Here is a 20314-nt window from a genome sequence, read left to right on the forward strand (position 1 = left end):
TCCTACTTTGGTCAGCCGAGGGTCAGGGACGGATGCCCTTGAGCTCCTGCAGCAGGGCCAGCAGCTCGGCGAGCTTCTCCGGCCCCAGGCGTTCCTGGATGCGCTGGTAGTTGCGCTCCATCTCCACGCTCATGGACTCGAAGCACTGCTCACCCTTGGGCGCCAGGCTGACCAGCACGCGGCGCTGGTCCTGTTCCTGCTTGCGTCGGCGCACCATGCCGTCGCGCTCCAGGCGCAGCAGCACGCCACTCATGCTCGGCTTGAGGATGCAGGCCAGCCGCGCGAGGCGGTGGCTCTCCATCTCGCCGTTCTGGCGCAGGATGCGGATCACCCGCCACTGCTGCTCGGTGAGGCCGTGGAGGTTGAGTTGCGGACGGAAGAAGCGCATGGCTGCTTCGCGGGCCTGGAGCAGGCTGAGGGTCAGGGATGTGCGGGTGTTGGACATGGGTCTGGTGGGTCGGAAAAATTGTTCACAGTTTAACGATCAAGCCTTCAGGCGTCACGGCGCGCGGGCGGCCTTGACCTGGGCCCAGACCTTGTCGAGGGCGGCCTTCTGCTCGGCCGTCAGCCGTTCGAGCAGGTAGAGGCGGCGCCGCTCCTCGGCCTTGAGCACCTGCATCGGGCGTTCGCGGGCCAGTTCGGCCTGCTCGGCGGAGTCTGCCGGCAGCGGCGAGTAGAACTGGCTGGCGCGCGCATCGGCCAGGGCGTTGCGGGGCTCCAGCAGGAAGTCGATGAAGCGCAGCGCCAGGTCGGGCCGCGGGGCGTTGGCGGGGATGGCCAGGCTGTCGATGAAGACCATCGCGCCCTCGTCGGGAATGCGGTACTGCAACGCCGGGTTGCGGGCCGATGCGGTGAGGGCGTGCCCCACCCAGCCCATGGCCAGGCACAGCCGGCCTTCCGCCAAGGCGGCGATGTAGGCCTCGTTGTCCAGGTAGCGGGCCTGCCGGGCGATGCCGGGCAGCGCCTGCAGGCCCCGCTCGATCTGCCGGGGGCCTTGCAGGGCGAGGCTGCGGCCACGGTAGTTGAACCAGAGCGAGGCCGTCTCTTCCGGGGCGTCCAGCAGGGCGATGCCACAGGTGGCCAGGCGGGCGGCCTGACGCTCGTCGAACAGCAGGCTCCAGCTGTTGGGCAGGGCGCCGCCGTAGGCCGCTTCGGCCGGCCCCGGGTTGATCACCAGCCCCACCGAGCCCCAGAGGTAGGGCACGGCGTAGCGATTGGCGCCGTCGATGCCCGCGAGCATCGCCAGCAGGCCAGGGTCGACCTGGCGGTAATGGCTCAGGGCGCTGGTATCCAGGGGCTGCAGGCGCTTCTCGCGGAGCAACCGGGCGAGCTGGAAATGCGACGGCACCACCACGTCGAACGCCTCGCCGGTGGCCAGGGCGGCATCCAGCTCTTCGGCCGCCGTCATGGTGCGGTAGTCGACGCGGATACCGGTCGACTGCTGGAAGGCCTCGAGCACCTGGGGCTCGATGTAGTTCTTCCAGTTCAGCACCCGCAGCACCTCGTCGGCGCGGGCATCCAGGGCCCACACCAGCAACAGGCCGGCCAGCACTCTCATTGCGCGACTCCTTGCGGCAACCGGCGATGCGCCGGGACGTGCCATTAGGCCGGGGCACGGGATGCCCGTCATGTCGCTGCCTGCCACGGGCGCTTGTCCCTGCCTGCCGCCCTGCCCGGCTGCACGACCGGGCATTGCCGCCACTCGTTAACCTATTCATGATCGGGCACCGCCCAGCCCGGAGTCGCCGTCATGCCCGCCCCGCTGTACCAGCAGACCCACCTCGGCCTCGCCCTCGCCATGCGGGCCCTGCACGCCACCCTGGAGGCCGCCGAACAGCATGGCATGCGCGTCAGCATCGCCGTGGTGGATGCCTCCGGCCTGCCGATCCACACCGCCCACATGGACGGCGCGCCCCAGCCTAGCCGCGACATCGCCCTGCACAAGGCCATCACCGCCGCCGGCTTCGGCGTCGCCACCAGCGCCTGGGACCAGCGCCTGGCCGCCTGCTCCCCCGGTGTGCGCCAGGGCCTACCCCTGCAGCCGAACCTGGCGCTGTTCGGCGGTGGTGAGCCGTTCCTGCATGACGGCAGGGTGATCGGCGCCATCGGTGTCTCCGGCGCCTCCGAAGCCATCGACAGCGCCTGCGCCCAGGCCGCGTCCCAGAGCGTTGCCCGGTACTTGTCAAACCTGGACAAGAACCCCGGCACTGAGAAACAAGACGCCACCCCCCGCAGCGGCTCCTAATATCCGTCGTCAGGCACGGGCCGCTCGGCGCGCCGCTAAAAACGTAGGCGAGGCAGTCAGCGCAAGGCGCAACGACCAACGGGAGTAACAGCCGAAGGCTGGCCCGAAGGGCGCGCACCAGCGCGTCAAACAGGCGAAAAAGCGCAGTTTAAGTGCGGTAAATGAGCACTTTGATCGGACTCGCGCACGAGGCTGTTTTTAACGCCGCGATGACAACGCAGGTAGTTTTTAGAGGTGCGCTTCGGCGCCAGCCGTCCCCCCACTGTCCAGGCTGCAGTCATGATCAACATCGAGACACCCACCTACTACACGGCCACCAAGAAGTACGACCTCAGCTTCCCCACCCTCCAGCAGGACCTGGAAGCGGACGTCGTCGTAATCGGCGGAGGTTTCTCCGGCATCAACACCGCCCTGGAGCTGGCGGAAAAGGGCATCACCAACATCGTGGTGCTGGAGGCCCGCTACCTGGGCTTCGGCGGGACCGGCCGCAACGGCGGGCAGATCATGGCCGGCATCGGCCACGACCTGGAGAAGATCCGCCACGACGTGGGCGAGGACGGCCTGCGGCAGATCTTCGAGATCAGCGACATGGGCGCCGACATCATCAAGGGCCGAATCGCCAAGTACGGCATCGACGCCGACTTCTGCCACGGCTACGGCTACATGGGCTTCAACGCCCGCCAGGAAAAGACCCTGCGGGCCTGGGAGAAGGAGTTCAAATCCCTCGGCTCGCCCCACGAGATCCGCTTCCTCGGCGGCTCGGAGGTGAAGCAGATCATCGGCTCCGATGCCTACAGCAGCGCCCTGCTGCACATGGGCGGCGGCCACGTGCATTCGCTCAACCTGCTGCTGGGCGAGGCCAAGGCCCTGGCCAGCCACGGCGTGAAAATCTTCGAATACAGCCCGGCGCTGGAGGTGACCTACGGCGAGCGCATCACCGTGCGCACCGGCCAGGGCTCGGTGAAGGCCAGCAAGCTGCTGTGGGCCTGCGACAGCTTCCTCAACAAGCTGGAGCCCGAGCTGCATCGCACCACCATCAACACCTACGCCTTCCAAATGATGACCGAGCCGCTGTCCGACGAGCTCATCCAGCGCATCAGCCCGATCCGCGGGGCGTACAGCGACATCCGCCCGGTCATCGACTACTACCGCGTGACCAACGAGAACCGCCTGCTGTTCGGCGCGGCCACCCCCTTCGTCGAGCACATCCCGCGCGACCTGAAGGCCTGGAACCGCAACCTGATGCTGAAGATCTTCCCCTACCTCAAGGACGTGAAGATCGACCTCGCCTGGGGCGGCCCCATGGCCTGCAGCGCCAACCTGTTCCCGCAGATCGGCACCCTGCCCGGCCGGCCCAACGCCTTCTTCGTGCAGGGCTACTCCGGCTTCGGCGTCACCCCCAGCCACATCATCTGCAAGGTGCTGGCCGAGGGCATGAGCGAAGGCTCGGCGCGCTACGACCTGATCAGCTCGGTGCGGCGCATCAACATCGTCGGCAAGGACCAGCTGCGCCCGCTGCTGCTCACCGCCGGCAAGTCCTGGCACCAGGTGTCCGGCTTCTGGACCGGCCGCCGCTAACAGAGATCGACTCGGCTGCGCGTCGGCGGTACGGCGTTGGGATCGGCCTTGTACCGCTCCAGCTCGCTCGCGCCGGAAGCGTTGAGAACACCGTAATTCCCGCGAAGCGGGAATCCATCAAGCAAACACACTTTTTCATCACTCGCAGGAGCAACTGCCATGTCCCTCACCCCCATCAAGAACGGAATCACCCTGGCTGAACTGGATGCCTGGGGCACCGTGGCCGACCTGGGTTCGGAAATCCTCGAAGGCGAGGTCAAGGCCTTCGGCAAGATGACCGCTGGCGCCCCCACCGACCCAGTCAGCGCCGCCTACTTCGGCACCACCGCCGGCAAGTTCCGCATGACCTACCCCTTCAACGAGCAGGCCACCGTGGTCAGCGGCGAGGTGATCCTCACCGACGAATCCACCGGCCAGACCACCCGCTTCAAGGCCGGCGACAGCTGGTTCGTCGCCAAGGGCACCCCGGTGCTCTGGGAAGTGCCCGGCGACGGCTTCGTCAAGCACTACTACGCCGTGGCCTGAACCACCCGGCCTGCCCCACGGGGCAGGCCTGCGGCCCTCGCCCGCGAGCGGCCTCCCAGCGCGAGGAACACGCCATGACCGCCCCCCGCGACCCCGCCGGCTTCGCCCGGCACTGCCTGAACACCTTCACCCACTTCGTCCCCGCGTCCGTCGCCGCCTTCTACCGCATCGACGACCAGTTGCAGGCCCACGACTTCCACCTGCTGCACATGCAGCCGGGCATGCACACCGACTACCTCAACCACTACCGCCACCTCGACCCGCTGCAGCCGCAGACCTGCCAGGCCATCGGCCTGCCCGTGGTGCCGCTGCGCACCGGCCAGGCCCACCGCAGCGACGCGGACAACCGCCAGTACCTCGGCTTCCTGCGCCAGCACCGGGTGATCGACGTGGTGGAAGTGATCGCCCGCGCCGGCAACCGCCCCATCGCCGGCCTCTCCCTGCTGCGCCATGAAGGCCTCCCCGCCTTCGAGCCCACCGAACTGGCCAGCCTCGGCGCCCTCCACGGCCTGATGCAGGCCGGCGCCGAACACCTCGCCCCCCTCCCACCCACCCTGCCCGAACTCACCCCCCGCGAACGGGAGATCGCCCTGCTCCTGCGCGACGGCCTCGGCAACAAGGCCCTCGCCCGCCACCTCGACCTCGGCCTGCCCACGGTCAAGACGCACCTGCTCAACCTGTTCCGCAAAGTGGGCGCGCGTAACCGGACGGAGCTGGTGGGGATGTTGTTCTTGCAGGGGGATTGAGCATCCAGCCCCGGGCGATGGGCTCAGGGGCGGTGGATGTCGTCGAAGTCATCACCCTTGGGTGTGGCGTGGATGCCTCTGGCTTCCTGTTGGCGGCAGTCGATTTCGATGCGGTGATTTTCTGGTAATTCGACCGAGCGGTTCCAGCGCAGCAGGCTGCGGATTACGGCAAGATCGTTCATTGAAATTCAACGCCCCTGTAAGGAAAGACCATCGGCAAGCGCACTAGAACTGCAACACCGAGATCCGTTTTGTTTCGCAGGTCAGGTGCGGAACCAGGCTCTGGATAAGTTTCAGGTGGTCGTTGAAGTGCTTGCGCTTGGAGAAGATGTAGAAAGGCCAGCTGATTACGGTGTTCTCCATGTTGAGTTCTCGGGTTTCAAGGGTAATCACAGCAATACCTGGGTCGGCCGTCAGGCTAATGAACTCTTCCCATGGATGGTCATAGTTCTGAATATCCCTGTGCATTTCCTGAAACTCCTTGGAGTTGGCCATGGCCAGGTACAACAACCCCATGCCCCCCGGGCCTGCCAAGGCAATCAGGAACACCACCGGATCGATCAAGATGAAGAATGGCACCACGGCGCAGGTAAAAATCGTCACGTACTTCAAGAACAGCAGCCAGCCCTTGGACAGTTCCTTCCACTTGCAACACTCAACACCCAGCCGAGTAAAGCGATAGATGAATTTTGTTTTTTGATGTGTAACCAACGAAATAACAAACCAATTAAATGAACAACTAGCAAACACCCATAAAATCTTTTCAAGATTTGTTTTATCCAAATCCCCCCAATAAATAAAAAAAGCAAGCAAAAAAGCGAATACTGCCAATCCGAAAAACATCATATTAGCCACGCGAGTGTTGTACGGCCTTGCATTGATTCTCCACTCCAGCAACACCGGCTCATCCGGGTGGGCCCATTGGTGGTTCTCGGGGAGTTCGACCGGGCGGCTCCAACGAAGCAGGCTGCGGATTACGGCAAGATCGTTCATTGAAGTTCAAGGTCCCTGTAAAGACAGACCATCGGCAAGCGCACTAGAACTGCAACACCGAGATCCGTTTTGTTTCGCAGGTCAGGTGCGGCACCAGGCTCTGGATAAGTTTCAGGTGGTCGTTGAAGTGCTTGCGCTTGGAGAAGATGTAGAAAGGCCAGCTGATTACGGTGTTCTCCATGTTGAGTTCTCGGGTTTCAAGGGTAATCACAGCAATACCTGGGTCGGCCGTCAGGCTAATGAACTCTTCCCATGGATGGTCATAGTTCTGAATATCCCTGTGCATCTCCTGAAATTCCTTGGAGTTGGCCATGGCCAGGTACAACAACCCCATGCCCCCCGGGCCTGCCAAGGCAATCAGGAACACCACCGGATCGATCAAGATGAAGAACGGCACCACGGCGCAGGTAAAAATCGTCACGTACTTCAAGAACAGTAGCCAGCCTTTGGATAGTTCTTTCCACTTGCAACACTCAACACCCAGCCGAGTAAAGCGATAGATGAATTTTGTTTTTTGATGGGTTGTTCCATAAACAGCAAGCATACACGGAACAAAACCGGCACCACCCCACCCCAGGATTTCATTAATTGAAGTCCTACTTGCCGGCTTGAAAAAAACAAAAAAAACCAATATTGCCAAAATCAAAACCATGAGAAACATCAAGTTTGCAACCCTCGTATTGTAGGGTCTCGCATTGATTCTCCACTCCAGCAACACCGGCTCATCCGGGTGGGCCCATTGGTGGTTCTCGGGGAGTTCGACCGGGTGGTTCCAACGAAGCAGGCTGCGGATTACGGCAAGGTCATTCATTGATCCTCAACTCCCGTAGGGAACGATCAGGGGCAACCAGTAGGTGCACTGACGGGACAAGGCCATGCCTTTCACCGGGGTGAAGTCGAAGGGGTCGCTCTTGAGTTCAGCCTCATCGGCCTCAACATCGATGGCCAGGCGGAACAGGTAACCCTGGCCTCGTAGGTTGGCCAGAAACTGCTGCGGGTAGATCACCTCCAGCTCCAGCTCGGGTTTGCCGGGGTGGCTGACCCAGACCTGCCAGAGGCGGTGGGTGTCTCCAGCCTGGTAACGGGTGTCCGTTGTTACAGCACCTCGGGGCGGCTCGCTCGGCGGGTTGCCGTAGGCCGAGACGGGTGCCCAGTGGCCTGCCTGGAAGCGCTGGTAGACGTCCGGCCCTGTGCCTTGCCGGAGGCGGTCTTTAGCCACCATGGCCGGTTGCAAAGTCAACTCGTGGCCGGCCAGTTCGGCGGGTACCAATACCTGCACCCAGAAGCCCGTGTAGGTGCGGGGGCCCCGGTCGTAGTAGGGCAAGGCGGTGGCCCGGGCGACGACACTGGGGCGCAGGCAGATTTCGCTCAGGGCGTTCAGTTCGTGCTTGTGCTGATCGTCACTGTGGTCCCACCTGGGTGCCTTGCCCCAACTGCAGAGGTAGAGCCAGCGGCGCAAGCCCTCACGCTTGAAATGGTTGGCGGCCAGGCTGACCAGCAGATAAAGAACCCCCAACACAGCCACAATCAGGGTGACAGGGGTGGACATGACCCAAGCGAAGCCGAACCAGAAGCCCAAGCCACTGCCGATAAGTTGAACGCCAGACATCACAGCCATGCCCCCCAGAACAACCAGCTTCGTATTCAGGAGAACCACCTCCTCCTGGCTTGTTGCACTGCCGATATCCTGAGACACCTGCCACGCCTCCACCCCCGCCGCAATAGCACCGAAAACGGCCATGCCCATGGTGCGCAGGATCAAGCGACGGGCCAGCGTAGCGTAGCCCGGACTAATGGACTTCCAAGAAGTGAAACCTGCCCTGGCAAGTTGCATCGTGCGTCCCTGTATATGCCCCTGCAACTTCGCCCACTTGTTCCAGGCCGGCACGGTCCAGAGGGCCATCAAGGCGTTGGCGGTATAGGCCGCGTTGGCACTGACGGTGCGCAGCTCGGCGGCGGTGAGGATGCCGTCGCGCTTGGCGTTTTCCAGGCTGTTGAGGGTGTTCCACACGTTCAGCCCGGCGACCAGGACCGGCAAGCTGCCCCCCAGCTCGCGGTTGAACCACTTTTGAGCGCGTGCGGCATAGGCGGCTGCATTGCGAGCCTTGAGCTGTAGCTGATCGAGCAGCTCGCTCTGGCCCAGGGTGGCCAGCAGGTAGGTGATTTCTGTTGCATTCACCTGGGCCAGGCGGGTGGTGGTCTGGATGGCACCGGTGACTTCATGTGGGCGGCGCAGTTCGAGTTCTTGCCGCTGTGCGTGTAGCTGGGCGAGCTGAACCTGTGCTGCGTGCTTGTCCACACCTTTGCCTGGACGCGCGATGACCTGCTGTTGACCGGCAATCTTCTTCAGCAGGGCCTGCATCTTCATTTGCCATGATCGATGCTTTTTCTTGTAGCCCGGGTCCTTGATGAGCTGGGTCTGGGTGGAGATCTCCTGGGAGACCAGTACCTGGGTGACGCTGAATGCAAAGATGCGCAGGTTGGGGGCGAAACGTTCGCTCAGAGCGGGCAGCAGGGTAAAGGCGATGGTATTCCAGCTCTGGCTGGCCTTTTGCTCCACCACGTCTCGCAGCGTGTCGAAAGCCGCGCGGACGGGCTCGGAAAGCGCCCGGTAGAGCTGGCTGCTTTTGACGCTGGGCAGGTCGAGTACGGCCTTGACCTCGTTGAGGCGGCTGACTTCGCTGGTGGTGTCGGCAATGCCGCCATGGGCCTTGCCACTGCCATCGTCCTGGCGCCCGAGAGCGTCGAGGGTGCCGTATCGAATGAAGTTCTCCGAAATCGTGTCCACCATGGACGACAACTCCGGGCTGAAATTGAAGAGGGCCAGCCCGGCCAGGCTGGTGGGACGCCCGTATTGCTTGCAGAGCCAGGTACTCCCGGTCTTGCTGGCACCCAGCTGTGAGTAGAGGGTGGCCATGGTCTCCAGCAGTTCGGTGGCCTGCTCGGGGTGACAGGGGTCGTAGAAGACCTCTTCAGCGCGGGGGCTCAAGCGCTCCAGCCAGGCCTGCAGGTCCTGCTCGCTGCGTTGACGATGAGTATCCAGCCGCTCGGCTTGCTGGCTCTTTTCGTCCAGAAAGAGGCTGGCCTCCTCATAACGAACGTCATTGCGCCACAGACGCTTCTGGTGCCAGTGTTCAACAGCCTGCTGCCAACCCTTGCCGCTGGGGAGGCTGCCCCAGGTCTTGCGAAAGCTTTTCGATTCCTTTTCGAGTGCAATCGCCTTGTAGCCCAGGGTGGCGTCTGACCCTGCGTCATGCAGACAGTCCGCGGACCTGTCGAGCAAGGCGTGTGCATCCTTGATGTAGGCCGCTCGTCTTTGGGGGTTCTTGGCAACCTCCTTCGGCATGAAGGGATCGAGCGATACGCCGCACAGTTCCTGCACCAGGGTGGCCGTCTGGGTGCTGTTGGCGTGGTCGTGCTCATGGGTGAGCAGCTCCTGCCAGCAGCCCTGGAGGTTGAGTGCAAGGTCATCGACCACGCCCAGGGGATCATCCAGGGCAACGAACAGGCCGCTGTCCTGATCCGGCACCTGCCCGAGAACCAGGGCTTCATGCAGCCCCAGCTTGCAGGCGCGCTCGGGGTCCTGTACCGGCTGTGCGGTGACCAGGCAGGTCTGGAAGGAAGGGCTCTTGCCGTCAGTGGAAATGTCGGCGACGGTGCGACCCAGTTCGCGGAGCGCTGCAGCGTGGCTGGCTTTCAAGGTGGTGCAGTACTGGGAGAGGTCCAGGCTGCGCATCCAGCGCTGTTGCTCGCGTGGATTGCTGCGCATGCGCTCGCACAGGCGCCACGTCCACTGAACCGGTGAGTAGGCAATCAGCAGGTGACTGCGTTTTGGGTAGAGCAGGTAAGGGCGGGTTTCACCCGGGTTATGGCGCTTGTCATGGTTGAGCTGGGCTGAGGTCCATTTGTGGCGGGTGAACTGGTGCCCCCTGACCTGGTACTCGTGCAGGGTCTTGTCGGTTTCGTTCCAGACATAGAGCCAGCCGTCACGGAGTTGTCGAAGGGTATAGCTGCGCGTCTTCAAGGCAGGCAGATGCCGGGTGGGCCAGGTGGCAGGCAGCGGGTTGGGGCCTTGTTTGCTGCCTTTGGGCGGTGACTCGTCGATGGCATAACGCACCGGGAATATGGCGAACTCCTGGGCCTTGAGCGGGCACTGTCCACTGGCGTTGGCCGGCTTCTGCTCGAATGCCTGATTGCGCTGGGCACGCTGAAGTTGTTTGTTCTGGGCGGTGGCTGTCATGTGGAGATCCTTCAGCTGTCCATGCAGTCGTCATCCAGGGCCTGGATGCGCAGTTCCGGGGGCAAGCCTGCTGCGTGGGGCGTACGGGCAAGCCAGTCGTGATAAGGGCTATCGGGGTGCCTGGCAAAGTCATCTCCCCAATGGAGGCAGCGCTCGATCCAGATGGCGAGGCTTCGCTCTGTGAACAGCCCCCACTCACTCGCTGCTGCGAGACGCTGATCCATCCAGTCTCCCCATCCCTCCGGCGGGGTTGCGTCCAGGCGTTCGGGGTAGGTGGTTGCCAGCCAGTGGTAAATGCGCTCCTTGAAGCGCCAACGATGGGCGTCTTCGAGCGCCTGCAACTGAATGTCACCCAGGTGATTGAGGCGACTCGGAAGCGAAATACCCTCAGCGTCGTGGCGGTAGATGCGCCACTCGCGCGCGCGTGCTGGTTCCCAGTTGGGAGGCAGTACAGCGACCTGCCAGGCCTCCACTGGCCCCAACACCGTCCTCAGGGCGGATGGTGTGTAGCTGTCGAGCCAGTGCCAGGTCACCAGGGGGTCAGCGAAACGAAACAGGCTGTTACTGCCGAAGTTGTCGGTGAGGGTGATGAACTGCGCCAGGTGGTGTGCAACCACTTTCAACGACGCACGGCTGCGAACCCAACTGGCTTGTCCTTGCAGCTCCAGGCTGTCCTGAAACGCTGGCAGCAGGTAGGACGAGCGCTCCAGCTTCACCAGGATGGGGCCCAGTGCCTTCAGCTCATCCCAGGGAGTGGTGGTGTAGAGCGGGTAGAGTTCGAAATGCCCTTCGCTCTGGTAAAGCCATTGGAGGGCATCCTGTTTGAGCACTCCGTCGATCAACAGGTAGTCGATCGTCATGCCTTGGCCTCCTGCTGCCGGGCGCGCTCACAGATCTCGCAGCGGGGCGTGGCCCGCAGCAACGCCTGCCGTTGGGCGGCGATCAGCACGCCGCCGGCCTTGTCCTTGTCGGCCGGCTTCACCGCGCCCGGCAGGATGGGCGCGGCACCGCTGCCGCTGCCTGGCCCGCCGCCAGAGTTGATCTTGATGCTGGGTCCGCTGAGGGTGACGCCGCCGCCGTCGAGCTTCACGAAGCTGCCGCCGGCCTGGAAGGTCACTTCGCTGCCGGCGTCCATTACGACCTTGAGGCCGGATGACAGGTGGATCTCCTGCCCTGCTTCGACGAACTGCCCGCTGCCCAGTTGGATGTGCTGCTCGTTGCCCACGGTGAGGTGGTCATCCAGCTTCAGTTCCGTCTTGCGGTCCTTGTGCAGGGTGTGGTGCTGCTCGCCGAGGAATTCGCTGTAGACGCTGCCTTCGACGCGGTCGTGGCGCTGGTGGCCGACGCGGATCTTCTGGTCGTGTTCGATGTTTTCGTCCCAGTCGCGCTGGGCGTGGATGTAGATCTGTTCCTGGCCCTTGCGGTCTTCGATGCGCAATTCGTTGTAGCCCCCGCCGCCGGGGCTGCTGTCGGTCTTGAGCAGGGTGCGGGTCTTGTGGGCAGGGAGTTCGTAGGGCGGCTGGTGGACGCCGTGGTAGAGGCAGCCGGTGACCAACGGTTGGTCGGGGTCGCCTTCGAGGAAGGTGACCAGCACTTCCATGCCGATCCGTGGGATGGCGATGGCGCCGTAGGCGTTGCCGGCCCAGCTGCTGGCGACACGGAGCCAGCAGCTGGTGTGTTCGTCGGCCTGGCCTTCGCGGTCCCAGTGGAACTGGACCTTGATGCGGCCATGGCGGTCGCAGTGGATTTCTTCGCCCTGTGGGCCGGTGACGACGGCGGTCTGGCTGCCGAGGATGCGCGGTTTGGGGTGGTTGAGGTCGGGCCGGGCAGGCACGTCCCAGGGGATGGCCTGGAAGCGGTTGCGGTAGCCCTGTATGAAGTCGCTGTCTGGCGAGGCGGGTTCGCTGGCGGTGGGCAGTGAGACGCCGAGGGCTTTGCTGGCGGCGTTGCTGGCCAAGTTGCTCAAGGCGCCTTTGGCGCTTTTCACCATGCCGTCGATGGAGGCGAACTCTTCCAGCACCTGGGGCTGCTTGCCTTCGTGGTGGAGGGCGGTGATCAGCCAGAGGTCGTTCCATTCCGGTTTGGGGTGGTCGGAGAGGCTGAGCAGGTGGCCGCTGACCAGGCGCGGTTCGTCGCTGTCGCCGTCGGCGAGGCGGTAGTCGCGGCGGTGGCGTTCCTGGGCCTGGCGGGCGAGGCGGCGGCCACGATCACGGTCGGTGAAGCGGCCGGGGTAGTCGTAGTCTTCGAGGTCGGGCTGGGGAAGGTCGTCCTGGGGTGTGTGGGCGGCTTCCATCAGCAGCTTGGGCTTTTCGAAGAAGTAGTCGCGGCGGGTGACCCGCAGGGTGCGGGCTTCCATCCGCAGGCCGAAGCGTTTGATGACGGGTTCGTCGGCGACCTGGCCGGTGTTGGCGAGGTAGGCGACGGGGCGGCCGAGCTTGGGGAAGGCGCTGGCGTCTTCGCCGAAGACCAGCAGGTGGCTATCGGGTTGGTGCTCGAAGTGGAAGTGCAGGCCCTCTTCTTCGCAGAGGCGGCTGATGAAGTGCAGGTCGCTTTCGTCGTACTGGGTGCAGTAGTCCCGGGGCGGCGGGGCCTTGGGGCCGAGGCGGAAGCGGTAGGCGTCGGCGAGGATGCCGTGGTCTTCGAGGACCTGGCCGATGATCTGCGGGACGCTCAGGTGCTGGAAGATGCGCTGGTTGTGGCGCAGGGCGAGGTAGGCGAGGCGCGGGACGAGGGTGAGGTGGTAGTGGGTGAGGCGGTTGCCGATCTCGCCGACGGCGATGCCGAAGACCTGCCCATGGACGCCGCGCCCGTCGGGGGTGAAGGCGAGGAAGGCGGGTTTGTGCAGGAGGCTTTCGAGGTCGAGGCGGCTGCGCTCGCTGACCAGTTCGATGTCGAAACGGAAGGGCTGGTTGAGGGCTTCGTGGCCGGTGAAGGCAAGGACCTTGAAGTCAGGGTTGGCGCCTTCGATATCGAGGCTGAAGTGCGCCTGGTTGGCGGGGTTGAACATGCGGGGCTCCGTCCATTGGAACTGGGAGGACGGAGCCTGCCGGGTTGGGCAAGGGCGATTCCATCAGGCGCTTCCGATAGCCGTGTACGGCCGCGCCACTGGGCGGTGTCAACCGCCCTCAACCATCCGGTTGATACCCGCCCCGCCCGCCAGCGCCGACCATGGAGGCTCCATTGAACAAGGAGCTTCCCATGACCGCATCAACCGACTGGATCACCGTAGGCGCGCTGGCCGAGGGCTTTGCCCCGGGGGCGTTCATCCTGCCCAACCTGGCCGACCTGGATGGCCGCCGCTTCGAGATGGTGTTCGAGAACGGCTGGCGCATCGCCCACGTCTTCGCCGAGGGCCAGCTGGACTGGGCGCTGGCCGACGGCAGCGCCAGCGGGCGCTCGCCCTACCGCGCCACGTCGGTGCGGCCGGGGCTGTACCTGGTGGACTTCATCAAGCACGAGAACGGCCAGGCCTGGTCGGTGAGCCTGGTGCTGGACACCCTCAGCCAGTCCTTCACCGCGGTGCTCGGCCAGTTGCCCCAGCGCGAGGCCACCGAGCAGGGCCTGTACCGCCGGGCGCTGGAGGGGCGCGACCTCACCGACGTGTCCGTGCAGTTCCTCCACGGCACCCTGGACCGCCCCTGGGAGCCGGGCGCCTGCCCCCACGCACCGACCGCCGAGCTGGTGGGCCTGCACAACCGCTACCGCTACAGCCCCACCGAGGTCTACGAGCACATCTACCTCAACGAGCAGTTCTACACCTGGCAATGCCTGGCCGGCGTCGAGCAGGGCCTGTGCGACACCGACCGCTGCCACTACTACCGCATCGCCGATGAGCTCTACCTGTTCGTCTGGCGGGAAAAGATCGTCCCCACCCTGGGGCTGGTGATGATCGACCTGAAGGCCCACCGCAGCGACGGCAAGATCTTCGGCTATGCCGATGCCGACTTCGCCGCCCTCTCCAACTTCCCGGTGAGCTCCCACTGCGACGTGCTCAACCGCACGGTGTACGGCGATGCGTGAGCGCACCGTCCTCATCACCGGGGCCGGCACCGGCATCGGCGAGGCCTGTGCCCGGCGCCTGGCCGAGGACGGCGCCCAGCTGGTGCTGGTGGGGCGCCGCCGTGAGCCGCTGGAGCGGGTCGCCGCTGCCACCGGCGGCCTGGTGCTGGTGGGCGATGCCGCCAGCAGTGCGGACTGGGCAGGCTTCGTCGAGCGCGTGAAGGCGCGCTTCGGCGGGCTCGATGCGCTGATCGCCTGCGCCGGCGGCCACGGCCTGGGCAGCGCGACCCAGACCGACGAGGAGGCCTGGAACGGCGCCCTGCACAGCAACCTCGGCAGCGCCTTCCAGAGCGCCCGCGCCTGCCTGCCGCTGCTGCTGGAGCGGCGCGGCAGCATCGTCCTGCTCGGCTCCATCGCCTCCCTCGCCGCCGGCCCCGAGGTGTGCGGCTACACCACCGCCAAGCACGCCCTGCTGGGCCTGACCCGCTCGCTTGCACGGGACTACGGCCCCCAAGGCGTGCGGGTGAACTGCGTATGCCCGGGCTGGGTGCGCACGCCCATGGCCGATGCCGAGATGCAGCCGCTGATGGCCCATTACGGCGAGGACCTGGACAGCGCCTACGCCCGCGTCACGGCGGACGTGCCGCTGCGCCGGCCGGCCTGGCCGGAAGAGATCGCCGCGCTGTGCCGCTTCCTGGTCAGCGACGAGGCCTCGATCATCACCGGCGCGACCCTGGTGGCCGATGGCGGCGCGACGGTGGTGGACGTTCCCACCCTGGCCTTCGGGCGCCTGGGCGGTGCGCCATGAGCGGCGCCTTCAGCGGCAAGACCGTGCTGGTCACCGGTGGCGCCCAGGGCATCGGCCTGGCTATCGTCGAGGCCTTCTCGGCAGCCGGGGCGGAGGTGCTGATCGTCGACCTCCAGGCCGCACCAGCCGAGGCCGTGGCCGCCCGGTTGCGGGACCAGGGCCGGGCAGCCCGCGCCTACGCGGTGGACCTGGCCGAGCGCCGCGCCATCGAGGCGCTGATGGCCGGGCTGGAACGCCTGGACGTGGTGGTGCACAACGCCGCCTACTTCCCCCTCACGCCCCTGGAGCAGCTCGACGAAGCCCGGCTGGCGCGCACCCTGGCGGTCAACCTCGGCGCGCTGTTCTGGCTCGCCCAGGGCGCCCTCCCGCTGCTGCGCCGGGCCGGGGGCGGCAGCCTGCTGGTGACCTCCTCGGTCACCGGCCCGCGCGTCGCCTACCCGGGGCTGACCCACTACGCCGCGTCAAAGGCCGGGGTCAACGGCTTCATCCGCAACGCAGCCCTGGAACTGGCGGGCGACCGGGTGCGGGTGAATGGCGTGGAGCCGGGGATGATCCGCACCCCGGCGATGGCCAACCTGGGGGACGCCGGCCATGCCGCGGCCATCGCCCGCAGCGTGCCGCTGGGGCGCCTGGGGGAGCCGGCCGACATCGCCGGCGCCATGCTGTTCCTGGCCTCCGAGCAGGCCGCCTACATCACCGGCCAGACCCTGGTGGTGGACGGCGGCGCCACCCTGCCGGAAGCCCCCGGCGCGTTCGTCTGAACACCCCCACCATCCTGCATTTGCAGGATGGTGGGGCCTGCCGGCGCTGGGGATACTGGCGCCATGGCCCTGCCCCGTCGTCCCGACACCGGCCGCCCACTGATGACTACAAGAACAACAAAGTCGCAGCGAGGTGCTTTGCATGTCCGCACTCACCGATATCCAGATCACGCCCCGGCAGATCGGCGCCTACAACGCCCTGCTGCTGGACCTCACCCGCCTGGCCCAGGAACGCGCCATGCAGCGCTTCCACGCCGGCGTGCTGTCGCGCCTGCGCCAGCTGATCGACTTCGACAAGGCCTGGTGGGGCCGTGCCGCCCTGATCGACGGCCTGCCCTGCGAGCACAGCACCCAGCTCTACAACCTGCCCAGCCATTACCTAGCGGACTGGCAAACCATCCGCGATCAGGACCCGACCGTGCAGCGCACCCACGCCGACCCGGGCCATTCGGTGATCATCGACACCCAGTCCGACGCCAGCTCCCCCGGCCTGCGCTGGCTGGGCCAGCGCCATGGCTTCCGCGAGCTGCTCTGCGGGGTGCACATGGACCCGCAGAGTCGCCTCAGCGTGCACCTGGCGCTCTACCGCCGCGAGGGGGCTGCGCCGTTCAACGCCCAGGAGCGCTTCCTCTTCGACCTGTGCATGCCGCACCTGGTGGCCGCCGAAGGGCTGAACCAGCTGCGCAGCCTGGTCACCCACCGGGAAAGCCTCGAAGGCCCCACCGCCACGGCGCTGGCGGTGGGCGACCGGCACGGCCTGCTGCACTACGCCGAGCCCGGTTTCGTCGACCTGCTGCTGGGCGAGTGGCCGCAGTGGAACGGGCCACAGCTGCCGGACGAAGTCAGGCCCGAGGGTTTCAGCGGGCGCAACCTGTGCCTGCAGTCCAAGCAGGTCGGCGACCTGTTCCTGCTCAGCGCCCGTCGCACACCGGCAATGGCCCGCCTCAGTGCCCGCGAAGCGGAGATCGCCCAGCGCTTCGGCAGCGGCCGCACCTACAAGGAAATCGCCCGTGAACTGGGTGTGGCGCCCAACACCGTGCGCCATCACATCCGCAGCATCTACGACAAGCTCGGCGTGAACGGCAAGGCCGGCATCAGCCAGCTGCTGCACCGCGCCCCGGGCTGACGCCCGCCCCTCCCCCTGTCTGCTCCACCTGCCGGTCCGCCCGGCGGGACGGAGCCCCTTTGCCCACCACAATCCGAGGACCGCCCCATGCTTGCCCGCCGTACTCCGCTCCTGCTCGCCCTGGCGCCCCTGGCGCTGGCCGCCCCGGCCCACGCCGCCGACCTCAACGCGCGGGACTTCGTCTCCGCCCCGGTCGGCACCGTGCTCGGCGTCGGCTACCTGCCCATGACCCGCGCCAGCGAATTCCACGGCCCCGGCTCCAGCGGCAAGGCCGACCTGGCGGTGAACGCCTTCGCCTGGCGCCAACTGATATTCACCGACCTCTGCGGCACGCTGTGCACGCCGCAGTTCATCGTTTCCTACGCCGACATCGACATCCGCACGCCGGGCAGCGCCAGCCGCAGCTCGGAACGCGGCCTGGGCGATCCCCAGGTGGGCGGCACGCTGTTCTTCATCAACGACCCGCAGCGCCGCACCTACAGCGGCCTGCTGACCATGCTCAGCGTGCCCCTGGGCGAGTACCACGGGCGCAACCCCGATGCCTCCCCCGGCGCCAACCGCTGGGCCCTGCACCTCAACTACAACTACACCCAGGGCATCGGCGAACGCTGGATGCTCGAAGCCAACCTGGAGACCCAGCTCTACGGCAAGAACGACGACTACTTCGGCCAGGACCTGGAGCAGAGGCCGCTCTACCGCCTGCAGGCCTTCGCCTCCTACGACTTCACCCCCAGCACCTACGGCGCCCTGCGCCTGATCCACGCCGACGGCGGCGAACTGGAGCTCAACGGCCGGCCCCTGGACGACACCCACCAGCGCTACAGCCAGGTGGGCTTCGAGCTGGGCCACTGGCTGGACCGGCAGAACCAGGTGCTGCTGGGGGTGACCCGCAACGTCGCCACCACCAACGCCTTCGAGCAGAGCAACGTGCTGCTGCGCTATGTCCACGTCTTCTGAGGGCCCCGCCATGACCACACAGGAATCGGCGGGGCTGCCCCGCGAGCGTCTCTGCGCCATCGTGCTGTTCGCCGCCGTAGTGCCCCTGGTGCTGATGGCCGCGCCCGCCATCGCCACCCAGTTGGCCCACCAGCTCGGCCTGGGGGCCGCCACCATCGGCCAGCTGTTCTCCATCGAACTGGCGGCCATGAGCCTGGCCACCCTGCCCGCCTACCTCTGGCAGACGCGCCTGGACTGGCGCTGGGTGGCACGGGGCGCGGCCCTGCTATTCATCGCCGTCAACCTGGCCTCGGCCTTCATCACCGACAAGACCTACCTGCCCCTGCTGATGGGCCTGCGCTTCACCAGCGCCCTGGCCGGCGGCACGCTGATGGTGCTGTGCATCGCCAGCGCGGTGGCCAGCGACCAGCGTGACCGGGTCTATGGCTTCTGGCTAATCGGCCAGCTGGTGTTGGGCGCAGTGGGGTTGTGGCTGCTGCCGGTGCTGTTCGCGCACTTTGGCCTGGCCGCGCTGTACCTCGGGCTGGCCGGGATGATGCTGCTGTGCCTGCCACTGACCCGCGCCTTCCCGGCCGGAATGAAGGCGCCGGAGGCCCGCGTGCAGGCCGCCGCCAGCCCCTCGCGCCTGCGCGCCTGGTGCGGGCTGTTTGCGGTGCTGGCCTTCTACATCGGCCTGAGCGGGGTGTGGACCTTCATCGGCGCCCTGGCCGAACGGGCCGGCGTCGACCCGGACACCACCCGCACCCTGCTGGCAGTGGCCTCGCTGCTGGGCATCGCCGGCTCCACCACCGTCACCCTGATCGGCGGGCGCTGGCCCCGGGGGCTGCCGCTGGTGCTGGGCTACGCCGCCATGGCGGCGTCGGTGCTGCTCCTGCTGGGGCTGCCCGGCACCCTGCGCTTCGCGGTGGCGGCGCTGCTGTTCAAGTACACCTGGACCTTCGTCCTGCCGCTGATCCTGGCCTGCCTGGCCGATCTGGACCGCAGCGGCCGGCTGATGAACAGCGTCAACCTGGTCATCGGCGGCGGCCTGGCCCTGGGCCCCGCCGTCGCCGGGCCGCTGCTGGAAAGCCCACTGGGCTACAGCGGCATGCTGGCGGTCAGCGCCGGCTGCCTGCTGCTGTCGTTCCTCGCCCTGCACCTGGCGCGTCGCCCCACCGGCGCCGCGCTCACCCCTCTCGATCCCACTGGAGCCACCTCATGAGTCGCCGTACCGCCTTTCTCTCCGATGAACACTGCTTCTGGCACAGCGCCGGCATGCGCGCGCTGACCCTGCCGGTGGGTGGCTGGGTGCAACCGCCGGCCGCCGCCGGGTTCGCCGAATCCCCCGAGACCAAGCGCCGGCTGAAGAACCTGGTGGAGGTGTCCGGGCTTGCCGAGCACCTGCAGATGGGCAGCGCCGCGCCCGCCACCGAGGCGGACCTGCTGCGCATCCACCCGGCGCACTACCTGGAGCGCTTCCGCCAGTTGAGCGATGCCGGCGGCGGCGAGCTGGGCCCGGAAGCCCCGGTGGGCCCGGGCAGCTACGGCATCGCCCTGCGCTCGGCGGGGCTGGCCATCGAGGCGGTGGACCGGGTGCTGCGGGGCGAGGCGGACAACGCCTACGCCCTCTCCCGCCCGCCGGGCCACCACTGCCTGGCGGACCAGGCCATGGGCTTCTGCCTGCTGGCCAACATCCCCATCGCCATCGAGGCGGCGCGGGCGCGCCACGGCATCGAGCGGGTGGCGGTGGTGGACTGGGACGTGCACCACGGCAACGGCACCCAGTCCATCTACGAGGCCCGCAACGATGTGCTGACCCTGTCCCTGCACCAGGAGAACTGCTTCCCACCCGGCTACGGCGGCGTGGAGGATCGGGGCATCGGCGACGGGCTGGGCTTCAACCTGAACATCCCGCTGCCGGCCGGCAGCGGGCACGACGCCTACCTGCACGCCATGCGCCGCATCGTGGTGCCGGCGCTGACGCGCTTCCGCCCGCAGCTGATCGTGGTGGCCTGCGGCTACGACGCCAACGCGGTGGACCCGCTGGCGCGCATGCAGCTGCACAGCGACTCCTTCCGGCAGATGACCGCCCTGCTGCTGGAAGCGGCGGACCAGCTCTGCGACGGACGCCTGGTGCTGGTCCACGAAGGGGGGTATGCGGAAGCCTACGTGCCCTTCTGCGGGCTGGCGGCCATCGAGACGCTGGCGGGGGTGAGGACGGCGGTGGAGGACCCGTTGCTGGAGTTCATCGGCCTGCAGCAGCCGGGCGCGGCCTTCGCAGCGTTCCTTGAGCAACAGGTGGAGGCGCTGGCCACGCGCCTGGCCTGATCACCGCTTGCAAACGAAAGCGCCGGGCG

General features: G+C 66.3%; 19 protein-coding genes. 11 read left to right on the forward strand and 8 right to left on the reverse strand.

All coding sequences use genetic code 11. The annotated features are described in order from the left end of the window. Window positions 1-22: 22 nt before the first annotated feature. Both hpaR and SZ55_RS22775 read right to left on the reverse strand, forming a co-directional pair. Entirely contained in the window at window positions 23-445 is a 423-nt protein-coding gene (hpaR, locus tag SZ55_RS22770) for a homoprotocatechuate degradation operon regulator HpaR (RefSeq protein WP_044412130.1), read from the reverse strand. A 54-nt stretch (window positions 446-499) separates the two neighbouring features. Beyond that, window positions 500-1558: an extracellular solute-binding protein gene (locus SZ55_RS22775; RefSeq protein WP_044412132.1), complete on the reverse strand. Its 1059-nt coding sequence runs from the start codon at window positions 1556-1558 to the stop codon at window positions 500-502. A 192-nt stretch (window positions 1559-1750) separates the two neighbouring features. Here SZ55_RS22775 and SZ55_RS22780 point away from each other — a divergent pair, with 192 nt between their 5' ends. The 4 genes from SZ55_RS22780 (at window position 1751) to SZ55_RS22795 (ending at window position 5094) form a co-directional block, all read left to right on the forward strand. After that, a complete protein-coding gene (locus tag SZ55_RS22780; RefSeq protein WP_044412135.1) occupies window positions 1751-2245 on the forward strand; it encodes a GlcG/HbpS family heme-binding protein in 495 nt (164 codons plus the stop codon). A 279-nt stretch (window positions 2246-2524) separates the two neighbouring features. After that, on the forward strand, window positions 2525-3823 hold the full coding sequence (locus SZ55_RS22785) for an NAD(P)/FAD-dependent oxidoreductase (RefSeq protein WP_044412138.1): 1299 nt from the start codon (window positions 2525-2527) through the stop codon (window positions 3821-3823). Between the two features lie 159 nt (window positions 3824-3982). Beyond that, complete coding sequence (locus SZ55_RS22790) at window positions 3983-4348, forward strand: cupin domain-containing protein (protein WP_044412141.1); 366 nt, start codon at window positions 3983-3985, stop codon at window positions 4346-4348. 74 nt (window positions 4349-4422) lie between these two features. Beyond that, entirely contained in the window at window positions 4423-5094 is a 672-nt protein-coding gene (locus SZ55_RS22795) for a helix-turn-helix transcriptional regulator (RefSeq protein ID WP_044412143.1), read from the forward strand. 23 nt (window positions 5095-5117) lie between these two features. On the opposite strand, the gene SZ55_RS28385 is transcribed toward SZ55_RS22795, so the two are convergent. From SZ55_RS28385 to tssI, 6 genes are read right to left on the reverse strand one after another with little or no spacing between them, the layout of a single operon-like run. Next, window positions 5118-5276, reverse strand: a complete 159-nt coding sequence (locus tag SZ55_RS28385; protein WP_160298854.1) for a hypothetical protein — start codon at window positions 5274-5276, stop codon at window positions 5118-5120. A gap of 43 nt (window positions 5277-5319) precedes the next feature. Next, the gene (locus tag SZ55_RS22800; protein WP_044412146.1) at window positions 5320-6087 is read right to left on the reverse strand and encodes a hypothetical protein; all 768 of its coding nucleotides are present in this window, start codon (window positions 6085-6087) and stop codon (window positions 5320-5322) included. A 43-nt stretch (window positions 6088-6130) separates the two neighbouring features. After that, window positions 6131-6898, reverse strand: coding sequence for a hypothetical protein (locus tag SZ55_RS22805; RefSeq protein WP_044412149.1), 768 nt, complete (start codon window positions 6896-6898; stop codon window positions 6131-6133). Between the two features lie 6 nt (window positions 6899-6904). Further along, the gene (locus SZ55_RS22810) at window positions 6905-10327 is read right to left on the reverse strand and encodes a T6SS effector BTH_I2691 family protein (RefSeq protein ID WP_044412152.1); all 3423 of its coding nucleotides are present in this window, start codon (window positions 10325-10327) and stop codon (window positions 6905-6907) included. 11 nt (window positions 10328-10338) lie between these two features. Further along, complete coding sequence (locus SZ55_RS22815; RefSeq protein ID WP_044412155.1) at window positions 10339-11187, reverse strand: DUF4123 domain-containing protein; 849 nt, start codon at window positions 11185-11187, stop codon at window positions 10339-10341. Then, window positions 11184-13334, reverse strand: a complete 2151-nt coding sequence (gene tssI / locus SZ55_RS22820) for a type VI secretion system Vgr family protein (RefSeq protein ID WP_044412158.1) — start codon at window positions 13332-13334, stop codon at window positions 11184-11186. Before tssI ends, SZ55_RS22815 begins: the two co-directional genes overlap by 4 nt. 191 nt (window positions 13335-13525) lie before the next feature. Between tssI and SZ55_RS22825 the strand changes: the two genes are divergently transcribed. The 7 genes from SZ55_RS22825 to SZ55_RS22855 all read left to right on the forward strand — a co-directional run bounded on the left by SZ55_RS22825 (window position 13526) and on the right by SZ55_RS22855 (window position 20285). Continuing rightward, window positions 13526-14347, forward strand: coding sequence for a molybdenum cofactor biosynthesis F family protein (locus SZ55_RS22825; RefSeq protein WP_044412160.1), 822 nt, complete (start codon window positions 13526-13528; stop codon window positions 14345-14347). After that, window positions 14340-15134: an SDR family NAD(P)-dependent oxidoreductase gene (locus tag SZ55_RS22830; RefSeq protein WP_044412162.1), complete on the forward strand. Its 795-nt coding sequence runs from the start codon at window positions 14340-14342 to the stop codon at window positions 15132-15134. The genes SZ55_RS22825 and SZ55_RS22830 overlap by 8 nt, the downstream gene beginning before the upstream one ends. Next, window positions 15131-15895 carry an SDR family oxidoreductase gene (locus SZ55_RS22835; RefSeq protein WP_044412165.1) on the forward strand — a complete coding sequence of 255 codons (765 nt, stop codon included), beginning with the start codon at window positions 15131-15133 and terminating at the stop codon, window positions 15893-15895. Before SZ55_RS22830 ends, SZ55_RS22835 begins: the two co-directional genes overlap by 4 nt. A 142-nt stretch (window positions 15896-16037) precedes the next feature. After that, window positions 16038-17021 (forward strand): helix-turn-helix transcriptional regulator, encoded by a 984-nt coding sequence (locus tag SZ55_RS22840; RefSeq protein ID WP_044412168.1) that lies wholly within the window; start codon window positions 16038-16040, stop codon window positions 17019-17021. 87 nt (window positions 17022-17108) lie between these two features. Next, the gene (locus SZ55_RS22845; protein WP_044412170.1) at window positions 17109-17978 is read left to right on the forward strand and encodes a transporter; all 870 of its coding nucleotides are present in this window, start codon (window positions 17109-17111) and stop codon (window positions 17976-17978) included. Beyond that, entirely contained in the window at window positions 17962-19179 is a 1218-nt protein-coding gene (locus SZ55_RS22850; protein WP_044412172.1) for an MFS transporter, read from the forward strand. The genes SZ55_RS22845 and SZ55_RS22850 overlap by 17 nt, the downstream gene beginning before the upstream one ends. Then, window positions 19176-20285, forward strand: a complete 1110-nt coding sequence (locus SZ55_RS22855; protein WP_044412174.1) for a class II histone deacetylase — start codon at window positions 19176-19178, stop codon at window positions 20283-20285. Before SZ55_RS22850 ends, SZ55_RS22855 begins: the two co-directional genes overlap by 4 nt. Window positions 20286-20314: the final 29 nt, after the last annotated feature.

The sequence above is a fragment of the Pseudomonas sp. FeS53a genome, assembly GCF_000931385.1.
GTDB classification, from domain to species: domain Bacteria; phylum Pseudomonadota; class Gammaproteobacteria; order Pseudomonadales; family Pseudomonadaceae; genus Metapseudomonas; species Metapseudomonas otitidis.